Source organism: Pseudomonas persica (assembly GCF_900291015.1).
In the GTDB taxonomy this organism is placed as follows: domain Bacteria; phylum Pseudomonadota; class Gammaproteobacteria; order Pseudomonadales; family Pseudomonadaceae; genus Aquipseudomonas.
This window is the reverse complement of the sequence record NZ_OLKL01000046.1, coordinates 23,631-41,675: the sequence shown is the minus strand read 5'-3', so window position 1 is coordinate 41,675 and position 18,045 is coordinate 23,631. Positions and strand designations below refer to the sequence as shown.

Below are 18,045 nucleotides of genomic sequence, written 5' to 3'. Positions count from 1 at the left end.
CATGCGTATCGCATTCATCGGCCTCGGCAACATGGGCGCACCCATGGCCCGCAACCTGATCAAGGCCGGGCACCAGCTGAACCTGTTCGACCTGAACAAGGCCGTGCTCGCCGAGCTGGCCGAACTGGGCGGGCAAATCAGCCCATCGCCCAAGGATGCGGCGGCCAACAGCGAACTGGTGATCACCATGCTGCCGGCTGCTGCCCATGTGCGCAGCGTGTACTTGAACGAAGACGGCGTGCTGGCGGGTATACGCCCGGGTACGCCGACCGTGGACTGCAGCACCATCGACCCGCAGACCGCGCGTGATGTGTCCAAGGCCGCAGCGGCCAAGGGCGTGGACATGGGCGATGCACCGGTGTCCGGTGGCACCGGCGGCGCGGCGGCAGGCACCCTGACCTTCATGGTCGGTGCCAGCGCCGAGCTGTTCGCCACCCTCAAGCCGGTACTGGAGCAGATGGGCCGCAACATCGTGCACTGCGGTGAGGTCGGCACCGGGCAGATCGCCAAGATCTGCAACAACCTGCTGCTGGGCATCTCGATGATCGGCGTGTCCGAGGCCATGGCCCTGGGCAATGCGCTGGGCATCGATACCAAGGTGCTGGCGGGGATCATCAACAGCTCGACCGGGCGTTGCTGGAGCTCCGATACCTACAACCCGTGGCCTGGCGTCATCGAGACTGCACCCGCGTCGCGTGGGTACACCGGTGGGTTTGGCGCCGAACTGATGCTCAAGGACCTGGGGCTGGCCACCGAGGCTGCACGCCAGGCGCATCAACCGGTGATCCTCGGGGCCGTGGCCCAGCAGTTGTATCAGGCCATGAGCCTGCGCGGCGAGGGTGGCAAGGACTTCTCGGCGATCGTCGAGGGTTATCGCAAGAAGGATTGACGAGCAAGGTGGATTTCATCGCGGGCCAGGTGGCCTTCCCTCTGTAACTGCGCACCAGAGGGAAGGGCGTCTGATCCGCGATTTTTTTTGCTTCCGATTCAGCAGGCAGCACATGACCCTGTGGGAGCGGGTTTACCCGCGAATGCTGCAGTAGCTTTACCGCCACATTCGCGGGTAAACCCGCTCCCACAGGGGCGGTGTCAGTCTTTGAAATCAGGCAAAGACGAAATACTTGCGCACGGTCTCGACCACTTCCCAGGTGCCTTTCATCCCCGGTTCGATCACGAACACATCACCCGCTTTCAGGTGCTTCGGCTCTTCGCCTTCCGGGGTGATGATGCAGTAGCCATCGAGGAAGTGGCAGAACTCCCACTTCTCGTAGTTGACCTCGAACTTGCCCGGGGTGCAGATCCAGGTGCCCATGATCTTGCTGCCGTCGGCCGACAGGTAGGCGTTGAGGTTGACGGTGTGCGGATCGCCGCCGATGCGCTTCCACTTGGTGGCGTCCACGACCGGCGTCGGGCAGGTTTCGCGCAGGACGGTGATGAAATCGGACATGGCACAACTCCTGGTGACTGGCTGAATGACTCGTCACCATAGAGCCATCGGCCGAGCCGCAGTTGCCTGGGCTCGACGTCCAGCTGTCTGGTCGCGCTATGCCAGGCGGTTGACCTCGACGGTGATGTGCGCCAGTTCTTCGTGGATGCCCAGGGCCTGGCGCACGCTGTCGGCGCTGAGCTCGGTCCGCGCGGCCAGGCCGAGGATGCAGGCGTACTGGTCCTTGCCCACGCGCCACACGTGCAGGTCGGTAATGCTGGCCGGCACCGGCAGCTGCGCCACCACCTCCCGGATTTCTTCCACCACCGGCGCATCCATCTCCGCATCCAGCAGCACCCGCCCGGTATCGCGCAGCAGGCCGCGGGCCCACAGCGCCACCAGCAGCGCACCGACCAGGCCCATGACCGGATCGAGCCAGCCGGCGCCCCAGTACTTGCCGGCCAGCAGGGCGACGATTGCCAGCACCGAGGTGGCGGCGTCGGCCATCACATGCAGGTAGGCCGAGCGCAGGTTCAGGTCGTGGTGATGGTGGTCATGGTGATGGTCGTGGCCATGGTGGTGATGATCGTGATGGTGATGGTGATGGTCGTCACGCAGCAGCCAGGCGCAAACCAGGTTGACGGCCAGGCCCACGGCAGCGATGAAGATGGCCTCGTCATAGTGGATCGGCCCCGGTGTCAGCAGGCGCTCCACCGACTGGAATGTCATCAGCCCGGCTACGCCCAGCAACAGCAGGGCGCTGGAATAGCCGCCGAGAATCTCGATTTTCCAGGTGCCGAAGGCAAAGCGCCGGTCGCCGGCATAACGCCGTGCGGCGGCATAGGCCAGCAGCGACAGGCCCAGGGCCAAGGCATGGGAGCTCATGTGCCAGCCGTCGGCCAGCAACGCCATGGAATTGAAGAACCAGCCCCCGGTTATTTCCGCCACCATCATCACCGCGGTCAGCCACACTGCCAGGCGGGTCTTGTGCTCGGCGCCCAGGTTGCTGGTATGGAACTGGTGGCTGTGCTGCCAGCGGTCTGAGGTTTGTGTCGCCATGGTTTATCATGCTCCCGGAACGTCGAGAAATATACTATACCCCAGTATACCTAGCATGGTGTGAAACCCAATGGCACATACCCTGAAGAGCAAGAAGCAACTGCTGACCCGGGTGCGCAAGATCAAAGGCCAGGCCGCCGCCCTGGAGACAGCGCTGGAGCAGGACAAGGACTGCCTGGCGATCCTGCAGCAGATCGCCGCCGTGCGCGGCGCGGTGAATGGGCTGATGGCGGAGGTGATGGAGGGGCATATCCGCGAACACCTGGTGGCGGACGGGCTGAGTGCCGAGGAGCGGCAGGACGAGGCGGACAAGGTGGCGACGTTGCTGCGGTCGTACCTCAAGTGAATACGCGGGAATGGTGCGATCCCTTGCCCGAGATCGCCCAGCCCTTCGGGTTGCGCTGTCGCGTAGAGAACTGACTCTGCAAGCGGTCCGTGTACCCTGTGGGAGCGGCTTTAGCCGCGAAGAACCCAACGCGGTGCATGGCACCGGCTGCGCCGGTGTTCGCGGCTAAAGCCGCTCCTACGATAGCGCGCATACTCCCTGGGGGTATAACTACGCCCACCAATACCGCACAAAATGGAAGAACACCGGCGCGGCAAAGCACACCGAATCCATGCGGTCGAGCATGCCGCCGTGGCCTTCGATCATGTGCCCCCAGTCCTTCACCCCGCGGTCGCGCTTGATCGCCGACATCACCAGCCCGCCGAAGAAGCCCATGGCGTTCACCGCCAAGGCCATCAGTGCGGCCTGCCAGAAGGTGAACGGGGTGATCCAGCACAGCAGGGCACCGATCAGGGTGGCCAGCGCCACGCCGCCGGCCAGGCCTTCGACGGTCTTGGACGGCGACAGGTTGGGCGCTACCTTGTGCTTGCCAAACAGCTTGCCGCACACGTACTGCAGCACATCGCTGATCTGCACCACCAGGATCAGCCAGGCGATCAGCAGCAGGTTGCGGCCCTCGTAGCCCGGGATGTCCAGGGTCATCAATGCCGGTACCGACGACACGCAGTACACCGCGATCATCAGCCCCCACTGCACCTTCGAGGCGCGCTCGAGAAAGCGCGTGGTGTCGCCGCCGAAGCTGGCCAGGATCGGCAACAGCAGGAACAGGTACACCGGGATGAAGATGCTGAACAACCCGTACCAGTCCATGGCGATCAGCACGTACTGTACCGGCAGCGCCACATAGAACGCCGCTACCAGCGCCGGGTAGTCGCTGCGCCGGGTCGGGGTGAGGGTCATGAACTCGCGCAGGGCGTAGAACGACACGCCGTAGAACAGCACGATCACGCCGTACTTGCCGAACAGGAAGGCGATGCCGATCACCAGCACCATCACCCACCAGGCGTTGATGCGGGCGTTGAGGTTGTCGATCACCGCGTGCGGTGCCGGGCCGGCGCGCCATTTGAGCAGGCGGCCGATCACGCTGGCGAGCAGCAGCAGGGCGCCGATGCCGGCGAACAGGGAAAGGGTGTTGTCGTCCATCTCAGGCATCCTTGGGGGCCAGGTTCAGCAGGGCCTGGCTGGCCCGCTCGAGAAAGGCTTGCTTGTTTTCATCCGGCTGCAGGTGCAGCGGTTCGCCAAAGCTCAAAGTGCACAACAACGGCAACGGCAGGGCACGACCCTTGGGCATCACCCGGTTGAGGTTGGCGATCCACACCGGCACCAGCTCGAGGTCGGGGTTGGCTGCTGCCAGGTGGTACAGCCCGCTCCTGAACGGCATCAGTGGCTCGTCGCCGAGGTTGCGGGTGCCCTCCGGGAAGAAGATCAGTGAGTCGCCCTCGGCCACGGCTTCGAGGATCGGCTGCAACGGGCTGCCCTGGCCGGCGCTGTGTTGCCGGTTGATCAGCACACCATTGAAGACCTTGCGGATAAGAAAATCGCGAATGCCCGGTTTGGCCCAGTAATCGGCACCGGCTACCGGACGGGTACGCTTGCGCAGCGGCTGCGGCAGCGAGGCCCACAGCAGTACGAAGTCGCCATGGCTGCTGTGGTTGGCGAAGTACAGGCGCTGCACCGGCAGCGGCGTACAGCCCAGCCACAGGGCGCGGGCGCCGGTGATCAGGCGGGCGGCGGAAGTGATGAGGTAGGCGGTCAGGTTGGCGAGCATGGATCGGTAGTCATCCCTTCAAAGGCAGTGTCAGCAGGGTAGCCAGGGCTAGCGACAGCTGCAGCCCCAGGCACACTGCCTGGCGGTGCAACAGGGCCAGCGCGGCCTGGCTGCGTGCAGGCCAGGCGCGGGAATCGGTGGCCTGCGGTTTGAGTTTCAGCTCGAACAAGGCGCGGTCCAGGGCCTGGGTGTCCGTCGCCAGGTCGCGGCTAGCGGCCAGGCGGGCGAACAGTTCGGCATCCACGGCCACGCGGATGGCCCAGTACTTGTGCAGTACGCCTAGTACCAGCAGCACAATGCACAGCAGGCTGGCCAGCGGTTGCAGCCGGGCACCCAGCAAGGGCGCCAGGCCGTAGGCCAGGGCCAGCAGGGTGAGGCCGTCCGACAGGCGTTCCAGTTGTTTGCCACGGCCCAGCAGGCTGGCCACCACGTGCAGGCTCATGCTTGTGCCTCTAGTTGTTGCAAGGCCTGGCGGTGTGCGCTGTGCAGGACCACGCCGGGGCGGGCCTTGCGGATCAGCGCTTCGGCCTGGCGAGCATCACTGCAGCGGCCCGTGAGCACCAGCCAGGCGGCCACGGCGCTGGCACTGCGCGAATAGCCCAGGGCGCAACAGACCAGCACCGGGCCTTGGGAGCGCAGGCGTTCGATGGCGACGGCGGCCTGGTGCAGCAATGGGCTTTCCGGGGCGATCAGGTCCAGGGTAGGAAAACAGGCGTAGCCATGCGCTGCTTGACCGGCTGACGCGTACCCTGTGGGAGCGGCCTTGTGTCGCGAAAGGGCCGCGAAGCGGACCCAGCAATATCTGCTGCGAAGCTGAAAACCTGGGGCCGCTTCGCAGCCCTTTCGCGACACAAGGCCGCTCCTACAATTGTCCGCGCTGTCCTGAACATGACACGGTAGCTCAGCGCACAAATCGACTACCGCAGCGAACTGCGCGTCACGCCCTGGAATCCGCCCAAGGTAGACACCATCACACACTTCATCCGCCTGCGGGCGCCGCCAGGTCCACAACCGCGAGTTGACCCACGCCCCCACCAGGTACGGCGCCAGCAGCCAGCTGGCTGCATTCGACAAGCGCCCATCGGCGCCTTTCTGAAACCCGCCTGCGCCGAGCACGGCATAGTTCAGCGCCACCAAAGCCAGCGACACGGCCGGCCAGGTCAACCACAGCCAGGCACCGCCCAACGCAACGGCAGGCACTGCGCACAGCAGTCCAGCCATTGTATAAAACAACGCCAACCGCCAACGCTTGGCATCCCGCGCAAGGCGCACCTGCTGCCAGGGCAGCGGCCCTTGATGTGGCCACAACGAGACGCAGACAAACCCGGCCAATGCCCCTGTGGGAACGTCGACGAAATGGTGCTGCCAGGTGGTCAGCACCGACACCCCGATCAGTGCCATCCAGCCATGCATCAGGCAACGCCAGGGCTGGCGCCGCACGTGCCGGGCAAACATCGTCCAGATGATCACCAGCAGGGCAATATGCAGCGAAGGCGCCTGGTTGAACGGCTTGTCGAAGCCCATCAGCACATCGAACATCCAGCCGAATACCCCGCCCAGTTCCGGCCGCTCGAAGGTGAAGCGCAGCGGCCAGAGCAGGAAGCAGCTGACGCTGATCAGCTGCGCGGTGAGCAGCGCCAGCGCATGCCGGTCCATTTCCTGGCGCGTGCGCGGCAGCAGGAAGGACAAGCCGTAGAGCAGGTCGATCGACCAGTACGGGATGATCGTCCACGGCCACAACGGCATGCGGCTTTCCCAGCCGAACACCAGGCTGCCGACATCACTGCGCCCGGCCGTATGGTTGTTCGCCAGCCCGTAGCTGAGGAAAAACAGCGGCCCCAGCAGCAGAAGCCAGTACACCCCCCGGCGGATCAGCCCGGGCTCGCGTGAACGGTTCATTCAGCGCACCCGTTGTGCCAGGCTGACGCTGAAAATGCCCCATTCATCGATGCGCTGGGCCAGCTTGCGGAAGCCCGCCGCCTCTACCAGCTGGTCCATTTCGGCCTGGCTGCGGCGGCGCATTACCCAGGCTTCGCCGCCGCGGTGGCTGGTGAGGGCGCGGGCGATCATTTCCAGTTGCGGGTGCCACGGCTGGCCGGTGTAGACCAGGTAGCCGCCATCCTCCAGCGCGTCGGCCAGGCCCGCCAGCGAATTGCCTACCAACTGGTTGCTGGCGAACAGTTCGTACAAGCCGGAGACCACGGCCAGGGCCGGCGGTTGTTCCAGGGTGGCCAGGCTCTGGCGGTCGAAGGCATCGCCGTGGACGAAACGGGCGATGTCGGCCAGGCCCTTTTCGGCGATCAGTGCGCTGCCTTGCTGCACGTTCAGTTCGCTGTAGTCGCGCAGCAGGATCGAGTCCGGCAATTGTTCGAGTTCCTGCAAGGCCTCGAGGATATAGCGGCCATGGCCGGCGGCGATATCGACAATGTGCACCGGCCGCTGCTGTTCGCGCAGGCGGGCGATGGCCAGGCGCAGCAGTTCCTCCACGTGCAGCTTGCGCTGGCGGATGCCACGCCAGCCGATGGCGTCGAGGTAGTTCTGGTCGACCAGGCGGCCAAGCTTGCCTTTGCCGGTCGGCTGGTTGCGGTACACGTAGTCGAGGGTACTGCCCGAATCGAAACCGGTGTCGAAACCCAGCTTCACGCCTTCGGACAACCCCTTGCCCAGGCGTAGCCCGGCGCGGGTAGCGCGCCAGTAAAGGTCGCGGGGCGAGTTGCGCGGCAGCGGTGCGGCCAGGCTTTCGGCCTCGGCGCAGCTGGCGCCGGTCTTGTCGGCCTCGAGCAATGATGGCAGGGCGGCGGGGCTGGCGAAGCAATGTTCGACAAACCGCTCGATACGCCGCAGGGCATGGGCCCGATCACGCTCGCCAAGGGTGTCGTGGAAGAAGCCTGGCAGGATGTGCATTTCCTTGCGCGCACTGCCCAGGCGTTCGAAGAAGCGTTCCTGCGGCTGGCGTTCGACCACGAAGTCGGCACCGGACACCAGCAGCTGGGTTGGCAGCTGGATGGCCTGGGCGTCCGCCACCACCCGGTCGGCGGCTTCGTACAGGCCCAGCAGCATGGTCACCGAAATCGGCCGGCTGATCAGCGGGTCGGCCACGTACGACATGACCCGCTCGGGGTCGTGGGTGAGCAGGCGCGGCTTGACGTAGCTGTTGACGAAGAAGTTGCCGCGCAAGGCCTTCAGCAGCTTCAGGCCGGGGCGGGCGAACGGCACGTACAGTTTGACCTTGAACGCTGGCGAGGCCAGCACCAGGCAGCGTACCTTGGGCGCGTAGTCGTGGGCCCAGGTGGCGACCAGCACGGCCCCGACACTCTGTGCCAGCACCACCAGGTCCGGTTCGGCGATGCCGTGGCGGGCCTGGATATGCTCGATGAAGGTCTGCACATCGCGCACGCTGGTGGCGAACCCTGGGCTGTCGCCGCGCGCGCCCGGCGACTGGCCGTGGCCACGGGCATCCCAGGCGAAGAAATCGTAGCCTGGCATGTCCAGCTCATCGGCCAGGTGGGCCATGCGCCCGCCGTGTTCGTGGCCGCGGTGGAACATCACCACGGCCCGGCGTGGCTGGTGTTGGTTTCGGGTGGCAGGCCAGTGACGGTAGTGCAGCTCGACGCCGTCATGGGTGGAGAAGTGCAGCGCTTGCGCTTGGCGCATGGTCGACATCCTTTTACGACGGCAGTGGGCTCAGCGGGTTTCGGCCAGCCCCTGGCGAACCCGGTTGTAGAGGGTATAGAGCGAGAGTGCGAGGATGACCAGCAACAAGCCGTTGATCCAGGCGCCGTTCAGCAGGCCGAAGGCGACACCGGTGCCCAGCACGCCGAAGGCAAAGGCCCGGTCGCTCTTGCCCATGGGCCCGTCGTAGCGCCGTGAGGCGCCGGCCAGCGGGCCCATGACACCGGCGTATTCGCTGAAGGTGGCACTGAGCACTACGAGTACGACCAAGGTTGGCGATACACCGGCCAGCAGGGCGAAGGGCAGGTACAGCGCGGCGTCGGCGATCACGTCGCACAGTTCGTTGAGGTAGGCGCCGAGGGTGGATTGCTGACCGAATTCCCGGGCCAGCATGCCGTCGACGGCGTTCAGCGCCATGCGCAGCAGCATCCAGATCGGCAGCAGGATGAACAGCCAGGAGAGATGGGGCAGGGTGGCCAGCAGCAGGCCCAGCAGAATCGACACCAGGGCGGCGCCGACGGTGACCTGGTTGGCGGTGACACTGCGGTCGTGAAGGCGCTGCACGGTGGGGCGGAGCAGGGCCTGGAAGCGCGGTTTGAACTGATAGATCGATGCCACTGGAAAATCCTTTTCGGTGGGGCGTTATGGCGCCATTGTGTGCGAGCCTTCTTCGCGGGTAAACCCGCTCCCACAGGTACAGCGTCAATCCGGGAGATACCGCGTATCCTGTGGGAGCGGGCTCGCCCGCGAACACGGGCGAAGCCCGTGCCATCCACCCCGTCAGCGGGTGAGGGTGGCTACCAACCCTGCTGCATACCCCGGCAATGCCGCAAAATCCCGTGCACACACCAGCAACCGGCGGTTGGCCCATGGTTCCGTCAGTGCCACCCAGTGCAACGGCAACACCCCTTGCCAACGCTTCACCGCAGCCAGCGGCACCACCCCCACCCCGGCCCCGCCCGCAACCATGCGGATCACCCCGTCGAACCCCTCGGCCCGTACCCGAACCCGCATGCGCCGCCCTTCGCGCAGGGCCTGCTCTTCCAGGTACAACGCCAATGCACTACCAGACCCTAGGCCAACATAGCCGTGAGCCAGGCTATCGATGAAGCTGGGCGCGACCTCGCTGGCCAGCGGGTGGCGCAACGGCGTTACCAGCACCAACGGGTCGTCGCGAAACGGCCGGGTCTGCAGGTGCTCGCTGGGGGCAGCGGTGGACACGATGCCCAGGTCTGCCATGCCCTGGGTTATCGACTGCACGATGCGCAGGCTCGGCAACTCGTGCACATCCACGCTGACGCCGGGGTTTTCAGCCAGGTAGCCGGCCAGCAGTTCCGGCAGGTACTCGGTGAGCGCAGCCGTGTTGCACAGCAGGCGCACCTGGCCCTGCTGCCCTTGTGCATACTGGCCCAGGTCGAACTGCAGGCGTTCGACCTGCTGCGTTATCAGCCGGGCATGCTGCAGCAGTGCCTGGCCGGCCGGGGTCGGTTGCACGCCACGGCGGTTGCGTTCCAGCAAAGGGATGCCCAGTGATGCTTCCATGGCACGGATGCGTGCACTGGCTGCTGCCAGCGACAGATGGCTGCGGCTGGCGCCGGCGGTGATGTTGCCGCACTCCAGGGTGTGCTGGAACAGCCTGAGGTCGATCAGGTCGAAATGCATGTGGCTCTGTCCTGGCAAGAGTCTGGCTGAGTATATGGCAGATTTTCACCCCGGCCGGCACACGCCATCATCGGCCCATGAATACCTTGCTCGCTTTCTACCAGAATATTGGCCCAGCGCTGTCGCTGCTGGTGGTACTGACCTTCCTGCTGGCCGGCGCGGTGAAAGGGGTGATCGGCCTCGGCCTGCCGACCATCGCCATGGGCCTGCTGGGCATGGCTATGTCACCGGCGCAGGCTGCGGCGTTACTGATCGTGCCCTCGACCCTCACCAATCTGTGGCAGCTGGCCAGCGGCGGGCACCTGCGGCGGTTGCTGGTACGCCTGGGGCCAATGCTGGCGACGATCTTCGTCGGTACCTTGCTGGGCAGCGCCTGGCTGGGGATCAACAGCGGCCCGTGGGCCGTGCATGCACTGGGCGCGGCCTTGCTGGCGTATGCGCTGTACGGGCTGGTCGGCCCGGGCTTGCGTCTGGCGCCGGGGCGGGAGCGTTGGCTGGGGCCGCTTTGCGGGCTGGTTACGGGCGTGGTCACGGCAGCGACCGGGGTATTCGTGATGCCGGCGGTGCCCTACCTGCAGAGCCTGGACTTGAGCCGGGAGCAGATGATCCAGGCCCTGGGCCTGTCATTCATGGTTTCTACCCTGGCCTTGGCCGTTGGCCTGGCCGGGCAGGATGCCCTGGGTAGCCAGGCACTGGGTGCTTCACTGCTGATGCTGGCGCCGGCATTGCTCGGCATGCTGGCCGGCCAGTGGCTGCGTCAGCGCATCAGCGCGCTGCTGTTCAAACAGTGCTTCTTCATCGGCCTGAGCGCACTCGGCGGCCATCTGCTGATCAACGGTTAGCAGACGAAGCGCTGAGCATGTCGACCCGCTGGATATCGAAATCGCGCTCCAGGTAGTCCATGCGCTTTTCGAAGAAGGCGGTCATGTGCGGCAGGGCCGAATGGACATTCAGCGCGGCCTGGTCGGCCCATACCTCGAAGAACACGAACAGGCTCGGGTCTTCCTTGTCGCGCAGCATGTGGTACTCGATGCAGCCCGGCTCCTGGCGGCTTGGCTCGACGTAGGGGCGGAACAGGGTTTCGAACGCATCAGCCATTTCAGGGCGGGTCTTGGCTTTGAGGATGAAGGCGAACTGCTCACTCATGGGGCGCTACTCGGTGATGTAAGTTAAATAGATTCTACGGCAAGAATACGTCGAATATTCGTGACTTCAGGTCAATTGTATTTTGCCCTGTCGTTACTGTTTCTCCTACCTGCAAGCCTCTACTCTGCCGGCCTGATTTTCTGGATCGGTCCTGGAGGCCAGCATGAAAAAGATTCTTTTGCTCAACGGTGGTAAACACTTCGCTCACTCCGATGGGCGCCTCAACACGACCTTGCATGAAGCGGCCATCGCCCATCTGGACCGGGCCGGGTTCGATGTACGCCAGACCTTTATCGATGGTGGCTACGACGCTCACGAAGAGGTGGAGAAATTCCTTTGGGCCGACGTGGTGATCTACCAGATGCCCGGCTGGTGGATGGGCGCACCGTGGACGGTGAAGAAGTACATCGACGATGTGTTCACCGCTGGCCACGGCAGCCTGTATGCCAACGACGGCCGGACCCGTTCGGACCACTCGCAGAAGTACGGCAGCGGTGGCCTGGTGCACGGCAAGCAGTACATGCTGTCGCTGACCTGGAACGCGCCGCAGCAGGCGTTTGACGACCCCAGCGATTTCTTCGAGGGTAAAGGCGTGGATGCGGTGTATTTCCCGTTCCACAAGGCTAACCAGTTCCTTGGCATGACCGGGCTGCCGACGTACCTGGCGGTGGATGTGATGAAGCGCCCGGATGTGCCGGCGGCGCTGGCGGCCTATGAGGCGCATCTGGACAAGGTATTCGGCAAGGCACAGTAAGTTATTCCTGTGCCGGCCTCTTCGCGGGTAAACCCGCTCCCACAGGTTGCTGCGCGGCTTTCAAGGACTGTGGGGGACCTGTGGGAGCGGGTTTACCCGCGAAGAGGCCGGCACAGGCACCGCTGGACTTGGCCTCGACAAGCGGCTATCTAATCCGTGCAGAGTCCAACCACAGGCGCAGATGTGAAAACCCGATCCGAAGAACTCCAGGTATTCGTCGCCGTCATCGACTGCGGCTCGATCTCTGCCGCCGCCGAGCAGGTGGGCCAGACCCCGTCCGCCGTCAGCCGCACGCTGTCGCGCCTGGAGGGCAAGCTGGGCACCACGCTGGTCAACCGTACCACCCGGCGCATGGACCTGACCGAGGAGGGCCGCTTCTTCCTCGAACGCGCGCGGTTGATCCTCGAGCAGATGGACGAGATGGAAGAGCGCCTGTCGATGAACCGCCAGACCCCCACCGGGCGCCTGCGCATCAACGCCGCCGCGCCATTCATGCTGCATGCCGTCCTGCCGTGGATCGGCGAGTTCCGCCGCCAGTACCCAGGCATCGAGCTGGAGTTGGACACCGACGACCTGATCATCGACCTGCTGGAACAGAGCACCGATGTGGCAATACGCATTGGTGAACTGGCCGACTCCAGCCTGCACGCACGCAACCTGGGCTGCAGCCCGGTGCAGGTGCTGGCCAGCCCGGGCTATCTGGAGCAGCACGGCACGCCACAGCAGGTCGAAGACCTGGCCAACCACTGCCTGCTCGGCTTCAGCCAGCCCGAATCGCTCAACCACTGGCCTCTGCGCCATGCCCAGGGTGACCGCTGGAGCATCCGCCCGGCGCTGATCGCCTCCAGCGGCGAGACCCTGCGCCAGCTGGCGCTGGCCGGCGAGGGCATTGTCAGCCTTTCGCATTTCATGACCCACGAAGATATCCGCGCCGGGCGCCTGCAGGTACTGTTGAGCGCGGCCAACAATGGCTATCGCCAACCGATCCACGCGGTGTACTACCGCAACACCCAGTTGGCACTGCGCATTCAGTGTTTCCTCGATTTCATCCAGCGCAAGCTGGCGATGTACGCCTGCTGAGTTGCCTGAACGCGACAGATCCTGTTCACCGGCGGCGAAACTTCCTGCGGTTGATTGCACAGTCGAAGCGCTTCGGCCTTACTGACTGCTCAACAAAAACAACACCAAGGAAGTGTCATGCGTATTGTTCCGTTCCAGTACCTGGCTCTCGCGGCCGCGATCCTGAGCTGTTCCCCGGTTTATGCCGCCCCTCTGGAGGGCGGCGCAGTGGCCGCACCTGATCAATATGGTGCACAGGTGGCCGCCGACATCCTCAAGAAAGGCGGCAACGCGGTGGATGCGGCAGTGGCGACGGCTTTCACCCTGGCGGTGACTTACCCCGAGGCCGGCAACATCGGCGGTGGTGGGTTCATGACCCTGTTCGTCGACGGCAAACCCTACTTCCTCGACTACCGCGAAGTCGCGCCCCAGGCTGCCACGCGCAACATGTACCTGGACGACAAGGGTGAGGTCATCGAGAACCTCAGCCTGGTCGGGGCACGCGCGGCTGGCGTACCTGGTACGGTGATGGGGTTGTGGGAGGCGCACCAGAAGTTCGGCAAGCTGCCCTGGAGCGAACTGCTGACCCCGGCCATCGGCTATGCGAAAAACGGCTTCAAGGTGGCCGCAAAGCAGTACCAGTACCGCAACGATGCCCAGGGCATGTTCAAGACCGCGACCAATTTCAACGACTACTTCGGCACCATGAAGGTCGGCGAGTTGTTCAAGCAACCGGAAATGGCCCAGACCCTGGAGCGCATCGCCGACAAGGGCGTGAGCGAGTTCTATCAGGGCAGGACTGCCGACCTGCTGGTGGCGCAGATGCAGGCCGACAAGGGCCTGATCACCAAACAGGACCTGAAGGACTACAAGGCCGTATGGCGTGAGCCGATGGCCGTGAGCTGGCGTGGCAACGTGGTCTACACCGCGCCACCACCAAGCTCCGGTGGCGTCGCCCTGGCCCAGCTGCTGGGCATCAAGGAAAACCGCGCAGCGGAGTTCAAGGGGGTGGCGCACAACTCGGCGCAGTACATCCACCTGTTGGCCGAGATCGAGAAGCGCGTGTTCGCCGATCGCGCCGACTACCTCGGCGACCCGGGCTTCACTAAAGTGCCGGTGGACCAGCTGGTGGCCAAGGACTACCTGGCCAAGCGCGCCGCGCAGGTCAACTCGAAGGCGATTTCCGACACCGACAAGGTCAAGCCGGGCCTGGAACCGCACCAGACCACGCATTTCTCGATCGTCGACAAGCAGGGCAACGCGGTCAGCAACACCTACACCCTCAACCTCGACTACGGCAGTGGCGTGGTGGTGAAAGGCGCGGGCTTCCTGCTCAACGACGAGATGGACGATTTCAGCGCCAAGCCGGGGGCGGCGAATGCCTTTGGCGTGGTTGGCGGCGATGCCAATGCCATCGCGCCGGGCAAGCGCATGCTGTCGTCCATGAGCCCCAGCCTGATGACCCGCGATGGCAAGGTCGAGCTGGTTATCGGTACCCCGGGTGGCTCGCGGATCTTTACTTCGATCTTCCAGGTGATGAACAACCTGTACGACTACGGCATGCCGCTGGACAAGGCGGTAGCGGCGCAACGTGTGCACCATCAGTTGCTGCCCAAGGACACCATCTACTTTGACAGCTATGCGCCGCTGACCGGGCCGGTGGCTGACGAGCTGAAGAAGATGGGTTATGTGCTGGAGGACCAGGGCTGGGAGATGGGCGATATCCAGGCGATCCGGGTGGACGGCACGAAGCTGGAGACCGCTTCGGATCCGCGCGGCCGTGGGGTGGGGATGATCGTAAAATGATTGTGTAGGCAGTGCCGACGCATTCGCGGGTAAACCCGCTCCCACAGGATTGGTGCAGCCGTCGCAACTTGCGCTGTACCTGTGGGAGCGGGTTTACCCGCGAATGCTGTCTGTCGGTCAGACGCGGAACTGGCTGACCAACGTCTGCAACTGCCCGCCAAGGCGCGCCAGCTCCACGCTGGACGCTGCCGTCTCGTCACTGGCCGCCGCCGTCTGCTCCGACACATCGCGCACATTCAGGATGCTGCGGCTGATCTCCTCCGCCACCGCACTCTGCTGCTCCGCCGCTGCGGCAATCTGCTGGTTCATCGACTGGATGTTCGACACCGTGCTGGTAATGCTCCCCAGCGACGCACCTGCCTTGCGTGCCAGTTCAACGCTGCTGTCAGTCAATGTACGGCTACCCTGCATGGCGCTGGCCACCTGCTGGGTGCCATGCTGCAGGCTGGCGATCAGCTCTTCGATCTCTTCGGTGGATTTCTGCGTGCGCTGGGCCAGGCCACGCACTTCGTCGGCGACCACGGCAAAGCCACGGCCGGCCTCGCCGGCACGCGCTGCCTCGATCGCCGCGTTCAGCGCCAGCAGGTTGGTCTGTTCGGCCACCGACTTGATCACGTCCATCACGCTGCCGATCTTCTGGCTTTCCTGCTGCAGCAGGTTCATGGCCTCGGTGGAGCGGTGCATGTCCTCGGCCAGACGCTCGATCTGGCCAATTGCTTCGCCCACCACGCGGTCGCCGGCTCGGGCTTCGTCATCGGCACCGGTGGCGGCATGTGAGGCCTGTTCGGCATTGCGCGCCACTTCCTGAACAGTAGCGGCCATTTCGTGCATGGCGGTGGCCACCTGGTCGGTCTCGACCTTCTGGCTGTTGGCGCCGGCGCTGGTCTGCTCGGTCACCGCCGACAGCTCCTCGGCAGCGCTGGCAATCTGGGTGACGCCATCGCGGATGCCGCTGATCAATTCGCGCAGGGTGGTACCCATGCGCGCGATGCCTTGCTGCAGCACGCCCAGCTCGTCGCGGCGGGTAACGCGCAGGTGCTGGGTAAGGTCGCCGCTGGCGATCTTCTCCACCGCCACCAGGGTGTCGTGCAACGGACGGGTGATCTGGCGGGTGATCAGGATGGCCGCCAGTACACCGACCAACAGCGCCAGCAAGGTGGCGATAGCCTGCAGGCTGCGGGCCTGGGTGCTCTCGATGTCGCGGCGCTGCAGCTGAATCTGGTACAGCGCATCGCTGCGCTTGACGATGTCGGCACCCTGAACGGTCATTTCGGCGCGCGCGGTAGTGATGTTGGCGACCGCGTCGCGGAACTGGCGTACGGCGTCACGGTAGGCCAGCACCGAATCCTTGAACTGTTGCAGGCGCGTATCTTCGGCGGGCAACTGGCGTTTGAGGTTGTCGATTCCGGCCAGGGCTGCGTCCAGCTGGCGCAGGGCGGCCTGCTCGTTGGCGGTGCTGTTGTCGGCAATGTAGCCGCGAACATCGATGCGCACCTGCAGCAGTTGCTGGCGAGCCTTGCTGATCAGCTGGTACTGGGCCAGGCGCACGCTGTCGGCTTCGGGGCGTGCCATGACTTCCTGGCTGAGGGCGTCCATGTCCTGGTCGGCCTGGCTGGCCGAGCCGTCCATGGCCGTGCGCGCGGTGCGGCTGGCGTCGTAGCCCTGGCGCATCTTGTTCAGCGACACCTTGTAGGCGCTGATGGTTTCGCCCAGCTCACCCAGCAGCTTGATGTTTTCCGGGCTCTTGAAGGTGTTCGCCAGGTAGGCTTGCTGCTTGCTGAAGGCGTCCAGCCTGGCCTGGGTGTTGGCGGCGGCGGCATCGTCGCCATTGGCGATCATGTACTGCAGGCGGGCAATGCGCAGGTCGGTCAGGTGCTTGTTGAGCTGGCCGATATCGCCCATCCAGTTGCTGCGGTCGATCAGGCTGCCGAGGCTGGTCCAGCCGGTCAGGGCCAGCAGTCCGGTGAGGATCAGCACCAGGCCGAAGCCCAGGCCGAGTTTGAGGTTGACGCTGATGTTGGCGAACCAGCTGTTCATGCACGCTCTCCAGAAGTTGTTTTCGCTCGATTGATCTTCGATCGCCAGGCGTTGTTGTTCTGGATGCCCGCTGATTCGTGCAGGGGTTATCGGCAGTGATGGGGGAAGCTGAAACGCTTTTTCAGCAAAAGATGGGTTGGCGGATCAATTGTCCTGCTCAAGATCCCAATGCTTGCGCAAACCCTGTGGGAGCGGGGTCACCCGCGAAGCAGGCGACGCGGTGGATGGCACCGGCTTTGCCGGTGTTCGCGGCTCAAGCCGCTCCCACAATGACCGCGCCAGCCTGTGGACGGGGTATCAGAGGTTACGCGCACTGAAGGTATCGCAGCGGTTCACCTCACCCTCGGCAAACCCGGCCTTGAACCAGCGCACCCGCTGTGCCGAGGTGCCGTGGGTGAACGAGTCCGGCACCACGCGGCCGCGGCCTTGCTGCTGCAGACGGTCATCGCCAATCGCATTGGCCGCGTTCAGCGCCTCTTCGACGTCGCCCGGCTCCAGCCAGTTCAGGCGCTTCTGCGCCTGGTAAGCCCATACCCCGGCCAGGCAGTCGGCCTGCAGCTCCTGGCGCACCAGCAGGCCATTGTCGCCTTCCATGCGCTGGCCACTGCGGCGCGCGGCATCGACCTTGGCCGACACGCCCAGCAGGGTCTGCACGTGATGGCCGATTTCATGGGCGATCACGTAGGCCTGGGCAAAGTCGCCGGCGGCGGCGAAGCGGGTTTCCATTTCGCGGAAGAACGACATGTCCAGGTAAACCCGCTGGTCGGCCGGGCAGTAGAACGGCCCCACCGCCGCCGAGGCAAAGCCACAGGCCGAATTGACCTGGCCGCTGAACAGCACCAGTTTGGGGTCGCGGTACTGCTTGCCGCCTTCGGCGAACAGGGCTTTCCAGGTGTCTTCGGTGTCGCCCAGGATCGAGGCGACGAACTCGGCCTGCTGGTCGTTGGCCGGCGGGGCCTTGCCGCCCGCGCTGCTGGGCGCTTGCTGTTGTTGCTGCTCCATCTGGCCAGCGAGCTGGCCAAGAATCTGCAATGGGTCCTGGCCGGTGAGCCAGCCGATGCCGACGATCAGCAGCACCGCGCCAAGCCCCAGCCCCTTGCCGCCGCCGAAGCGCATGCCGCCACCACCACCTTCACCTCGAGCATCGACCACATTGTCGCTGCGTCGGCCTTTTCGCCAATCCATGAATGCTCTCCGGAGCGTGAAACAAGAAGACAAAGATTAGTCCACGACGGCGGTGAGTGTCAGGCTAAGGTGTTTATCCATAACCAAATGGTTATGTTTGAAGTGCCTGATTTCAATATTCATTG

At 64.5% G+C, this 18,045-nt stretch carries 18 protein-coding genes; 6 read left to right on the top strand and 12 right to left on the bottom strand.

The features are described 5' to 3' along the window. Nucleotide 1 precedes the first annotated feature (1 nt). Nucleotides 2-889 carry a 3-hydroxyisobutyrate dehydrogenase gene (gene mmsB / locus FQ664_RS21965; protein ID WP_144174868.1) on the top strand — a complete coding sequence of 296 codons (888 nt, stop codon included), beginning with the start codon at nucleotides 2-4 and terminating at the stop codon, nucleotides 887-889. 213 nt (nucleotides 890-1,102) lie between these two features. On the opposite strand, the gene FQ664_RS21960 is transcribed toward mmsB, so the two are convergent. Then, complete coding sequence (locus FQ664_RS21960) at nucleotides 1,103-1,447, bottom strand: cupin domain-containing protein (protein WP_003258412.1); 345 nt, start codon at nucleotides 1,445-1,447, stop codon at nucleotides 1,103-1,105. Nucleotides 1,448-1,543: 96 nt separating this feature from the next. Next, nucleotides 1,544-2,485 (bottom strand): CDF family Co(II)/Ni(II) efflux transporter DmeF, encoded by a 942-nt coding sequence (gene dmeF / locus FQ664_RS21955; RefSeq protein ID WP_144174866.1) that lies wholly within the window; start codon nucleotides 2,483-2,485, stop codon nucleotides 1,544-1,546. Nucleotides 2,486-2,555: 70 nt separating this feature from the next. Between dmeF and FQ664_RS21950 the strand changes: the two genes are divergently transcribed. Then, the gene (locus FQ664_RS21950; RefSeq protein WP_003258414.1) at nucleotides 2,556-2,831 is read left to right on the top strand and encodes a metal/formaldehyde-sensitive transcriptional repressor; all 276 of its coding nucleotides are present in this window, start codon (nucleotides 2,556-2,558) and stop codon (nucleotides 2,829-2,831) included. Between the two features lie 210 nt (nucleotides 2,832-3,041). Here FQ664_RS21950 and FQ664_RS21945 read toward each other — a convergent pair whose 3' ends face one another. The 7 genes from FQ664_RS21945 to FQ664_RS21915 all read right to left on the bottom strand — a co-directional run bounded on the left by FQ664_RS21945 (nucleotide 3,042) and on the right by FQ664_RS21915 (nucleotide 9,933). After that, complete coding sequence (locus FQ664_RS21945; protein ID WP_015271818.1) at nucleotides 3,042-3,974, bottom strand: phosphatidate cytidylyltransferase; 933 nt, start codon at nucleotides 3,972-3,974, stop codon at nucleotides 3,042-3,044. A gap of 1 nt (nucleotide 3,975) precedes the next feature. Beyond that, the gene (locus FQ664_RS21940) at nucleotides 3,976-4,599 is read right to left on the bottom strand and encodes a lysophospholipid acyltransferase family protein (RefSeq protein WP_144174864.1); all 624 of its coding nucleotides are present in this window, start codon (nucleotides 4,597-4,599) and stop codon (nucleotides 3,976-3,978) included. A gap of 10 nt (nucleotides 4,600-4,609) precedes the next feature. Then, nucleotides 4,610-5,041 carry a hypothetical protein gene (locus FQ664_RS21935; RefSeq protein ID WP_144174862.1) on the bottom strand — a complete coding sequence of 144 codons (432 nt, stop codon included), beginning with the start codon at nucleotides 5,039-5,041 and terminating at the stop codon, nucleotides 4,610-4,612. Beyond that, the gene (locus FQ664_RS21930; RefSeq protein ID WP_144174860.1) at nucleotides 5,038-6,498 is read right to left on the bottom strand and encodes a phosphatase PAP2/dual specificity phosphatase family protein; all 1,461 of its coding nucleotides are present in this window, start codon (nucleotides 6,496-6,498) and stop codon (nucleotides 5,038-5,040) included. Before FQ664_RS21930 ends, FQ664_RS21935 begins: the two co-directional genes overlap by 4 nt. Further along, nucleotides 6,499-8,253, bottom strand: a complete 1,755-nt coding sequence (locus FQ664_RS21925) for a bifunctional alpha/beta hydrolase/class I SAM-dependent methyltransferase (protein WP_144174858.1) — start codon at nucleotides 8,251-8,253, stop codon at nucleotides 6,499-6,501. Between the two features lie 30 nt (nucleotides 8,254-8,283). Next, nucleotides 8,284-8,889, bottom strand: a complete 606-nt coding sequence (locus FQ664_RS21920) for a CDP-alcohol phosphatidyltransferase family protein (RefSeq protein WP_144174856.1) — start codon at nucleotides 8,887-8,889, stop codon at nucleotides 8,284-8,286. A gap of 162 nt (nucleotides 8,890-9,051) precedes the next feature. Next, nucleotides 9,052-9,933 (bottom strand): LysR substrate-binding domain-containing protein, encoded by an 882-nt coding sequence (locus FQ664_RS21915; protein ID WP_144174855.1) that lies wholly within the window; start codon nucleotides 9,931-9,933, stop codon nucleotides 9,052-9,054. A gap of 77 nt (nucleotides 9,934-10,010) precedes the next feature. Here FQ664_RS21915 and FQ664_RS21910 point away from each other — a divergent pair, with 77 nt between their 5' ends. After that, nucleotides 10,011-10,775 carry a sulfite exporter TauE/SafE family protein gene (locus FQ664_RS21910; protein ID WP_144174853.1) on the top strand — a complete coding sequence of 255 codons (765 nt, stop codon included), beginning with the start codon at nucleotides 10,011-10,013 and terminating at the stop codon, nucleotides 10,773-10,775. On the opposite strand, the gene FQ664_RS21905 is transcribed toward FQ664_RS21910, so the two are convergent. Further along, nucleotides 10,765-11,079 (bottom strand): putative quinol monooxygenase, encoded by a 315-nt coding sequence (locus FQ664_RS21905; protein WP_144174851.1) that lies wholly within the window; start codon nucleotides 11,077-11,079, stop codon nucleotides 10,765-10,767. The genes FQ664_RS21910 and FQ664_RS21905 overlap by 11 nt on opposite strands. Before the next feature lie 163 nt (nucleotides 11,080-11,242). On the opposite strand from FQ664_RS21905, the gene mdaB reads away from it, so the two are divergent. From mdaB to ggt, 3 genes are all read left to right on the top strand, one after another. Further along, nucleotides 11,243-11,833, top strand: coding sequence for an NADPH:quinone oxidoreductase MdaB (gene mdaB / locus FQ664_RS21900; RefSeq protein ID WP_144174849.1), 591 nt, complete (start codon nucleotides 11,243-11,245; stop codon nucleotides 11,831-11,833). A gap of 183 nt (nucleotides 11,834-12,016) precedes the next feature. After that, nucleotides 12,017-12,913 (top strand): LysR family transcriptional regulator, encoded by an 897-nt coding sequence (locus FQ664_RS21895; protein WP_144174847.1) that lies wholly within the window; start codon nucleotides 12,017-12,019, stop codon nucleotides 12,911-12,913. A gap of 117 nt (nucleotides 12,914-13,030) precedes the next feature. Continuing rightward, nucleotides 13,031-14,698 (top strand): gamma-glutamyltransferase, encoded by a 1,668-nt coding sequence (gene ggt, locus FQ664_RS21890; RefSeq protein WP_144174845.1) that lies wholly within the window; start codon nucleotides 13,031-13,033, stop codon nucleotides 14,696-14,698. 117 nt (nucleotides 14,699-14,815) lie between these two features. Here the strand turns inward: ggt and FQ664_RS21885 are convergent, their stop codons facing one another. Both FQ664_RS21885 and ypfJ read right to left on the bottom strand, forming a co-directional pair. Then, nucleotides 14,816-16,735, bottom strand: coding sequence for a HAMP domain-containing methyl-accepting chemotaxis protein (locus FQ664_RS21885; RefSeq protein ID WP_144174843.1), 1,920 nt, complete (start codon nucleotides 16,733-16,735; stop codon nucleotides 14,816-14,818). Between the two features lie 297 nt (nucleotides 16,736-17,032). Further along, nucleotides 17,033-17,920 carry a KPN_02809 family neutral zinc metallopeptidase gene (gene ypfJ, locus FQ664_RS21875; RefSeq protein ID WP_025340648.1) on the bottom strand — a complete coding sequence of 296 codons (888 nt, stop codon included), beginning with the start codon at nucleotides 17,918-17,920 and terminating at the stop codon, nucleotides 17,033-17,035. Between the last annotated feature and the right edge of the window lie 125 nt (nucleotides 17,921-18,045).

What these genes read in the sequence shown, in the direction of transcription:
- FQ664_RS21925 (WP_144174858.1), bottom strand. Translation starts at nt 8,253, where the DNA reads ATGCGCCAAGCGCAAGCGCTGCACTTCTCCACCCATGACGGCGTCGAG.
- FQ664_RS21960 (WP_003258412.1), bottom strand. Translation starts at nt 1,447, where the DNA reads ATGTCCGATTTCATCACCGTCCTGCGCGAAACCTGCCCGACGCCGGTC.
- FQ664_RS21910 (WP_144174853.1), top strand. Translation starts at nt 10,011, where the DNA reads ATGAATACCTTGCTCGCTTTCTACCAGAATATTGGCCCAGCGCTGTCG.
- FQ664_RS21935 (WP_144174862.1), bottom strand. Translation starts at nt 5,041, where the DNA reads ATGAGCCTGCACGTGGTGGCCAGCCTGCTGGGCCGTGGCAAACAACTG.
- mdaB (WP_144174849.1), top strand. Translation starts at nt 11,243, where the DNA reads ATGAAAAAGATTCTTTTGCTCAACGGTGGTAAACACTTCGCTCACTCC.
- FQ664_RS21885 (WP_144174843.1), bottom strand. Translation starts at nt 16,735, where the DNA reads ATGAACAGCTGGTTCGCCAACATCAGCGTCAACCTCAAACTCGGCCTG.
- dmeF (WP_144174866.1), bottom strand. Translation starts at nt 2,485, where the DNA reads ATGGCGACACAAACCTCAGACCGCTGGCAGCACAGCCACCAGTTCCAT.
- FQ664_RS21905 (WP_144174851.1), bottom strand. Translation starts at nt 11,079, where the DNA reads ATGAGTGAGCAGTTCGCCTTCATCCTCAAAGCCAAGACCCGCCCTGAA.
- ggt (WP_144174845.1), top strand. Translation starts at nt 13,031, where the DNA reads ATGCGTATTGTTCCGTTCCAGTACCTGGCTCTCGCGGCCGCGATCCTG.
- ypfJ (WP_025340648.1), bottom strand. Translation starts at nt 17,920, where the DNA reads ATGGATTGGCGAAAAGGCCGACGCAGCGACAATGTGGTCGATGCTCGA.
- FQ664_RS21915 (WP_144174855.1), bottom strand. Translation starts at nt 9,933, where the DNA reads ATGCATTTCGACCTGATCGACCTCAGGCTGTTCCAGCACACCCTGGAG.
- FQ664_RS21945 (WP_015271818.1), bottom strand. Translation starts at nt 3,974, where the DNA reads ATGGACGACAACACCCTTTCCCTGTTCGCCGGCATCGGCGCCCTGCTG.
- mmsB (WP_144174868.1), top strand. Translation starts at nt 2, where the DNA reads ATGCGTATCGCATTCATCGGCCTCGGCAACATGGGCGCACCCATGGCC.
- FQ664_RS21940 (WP_144174864.1), bottom strand. Translation starts at nt 4,599, where the DNA reads ATGCTCGCCAACCTGACCGCCTACCTCATCACTTCCGCCGCCCGCCTG.
- FQ664_RS21930 (WP_144174860.1), bottom strand. Translation starts at nt 6,498, where the DNA reads ATGAACCGTTCACGCGAGCCCGGGCTGATCCGCCGGGGGGTGTACTGG.
- FQ664_RS21950 (WP_003258414.1), top strand. Translation starts at nt 2,556, where the DNA reads ATGGCACATACCCTGAAGAGCAAGAAGCAACTGCTGACCCGGGTGCGC.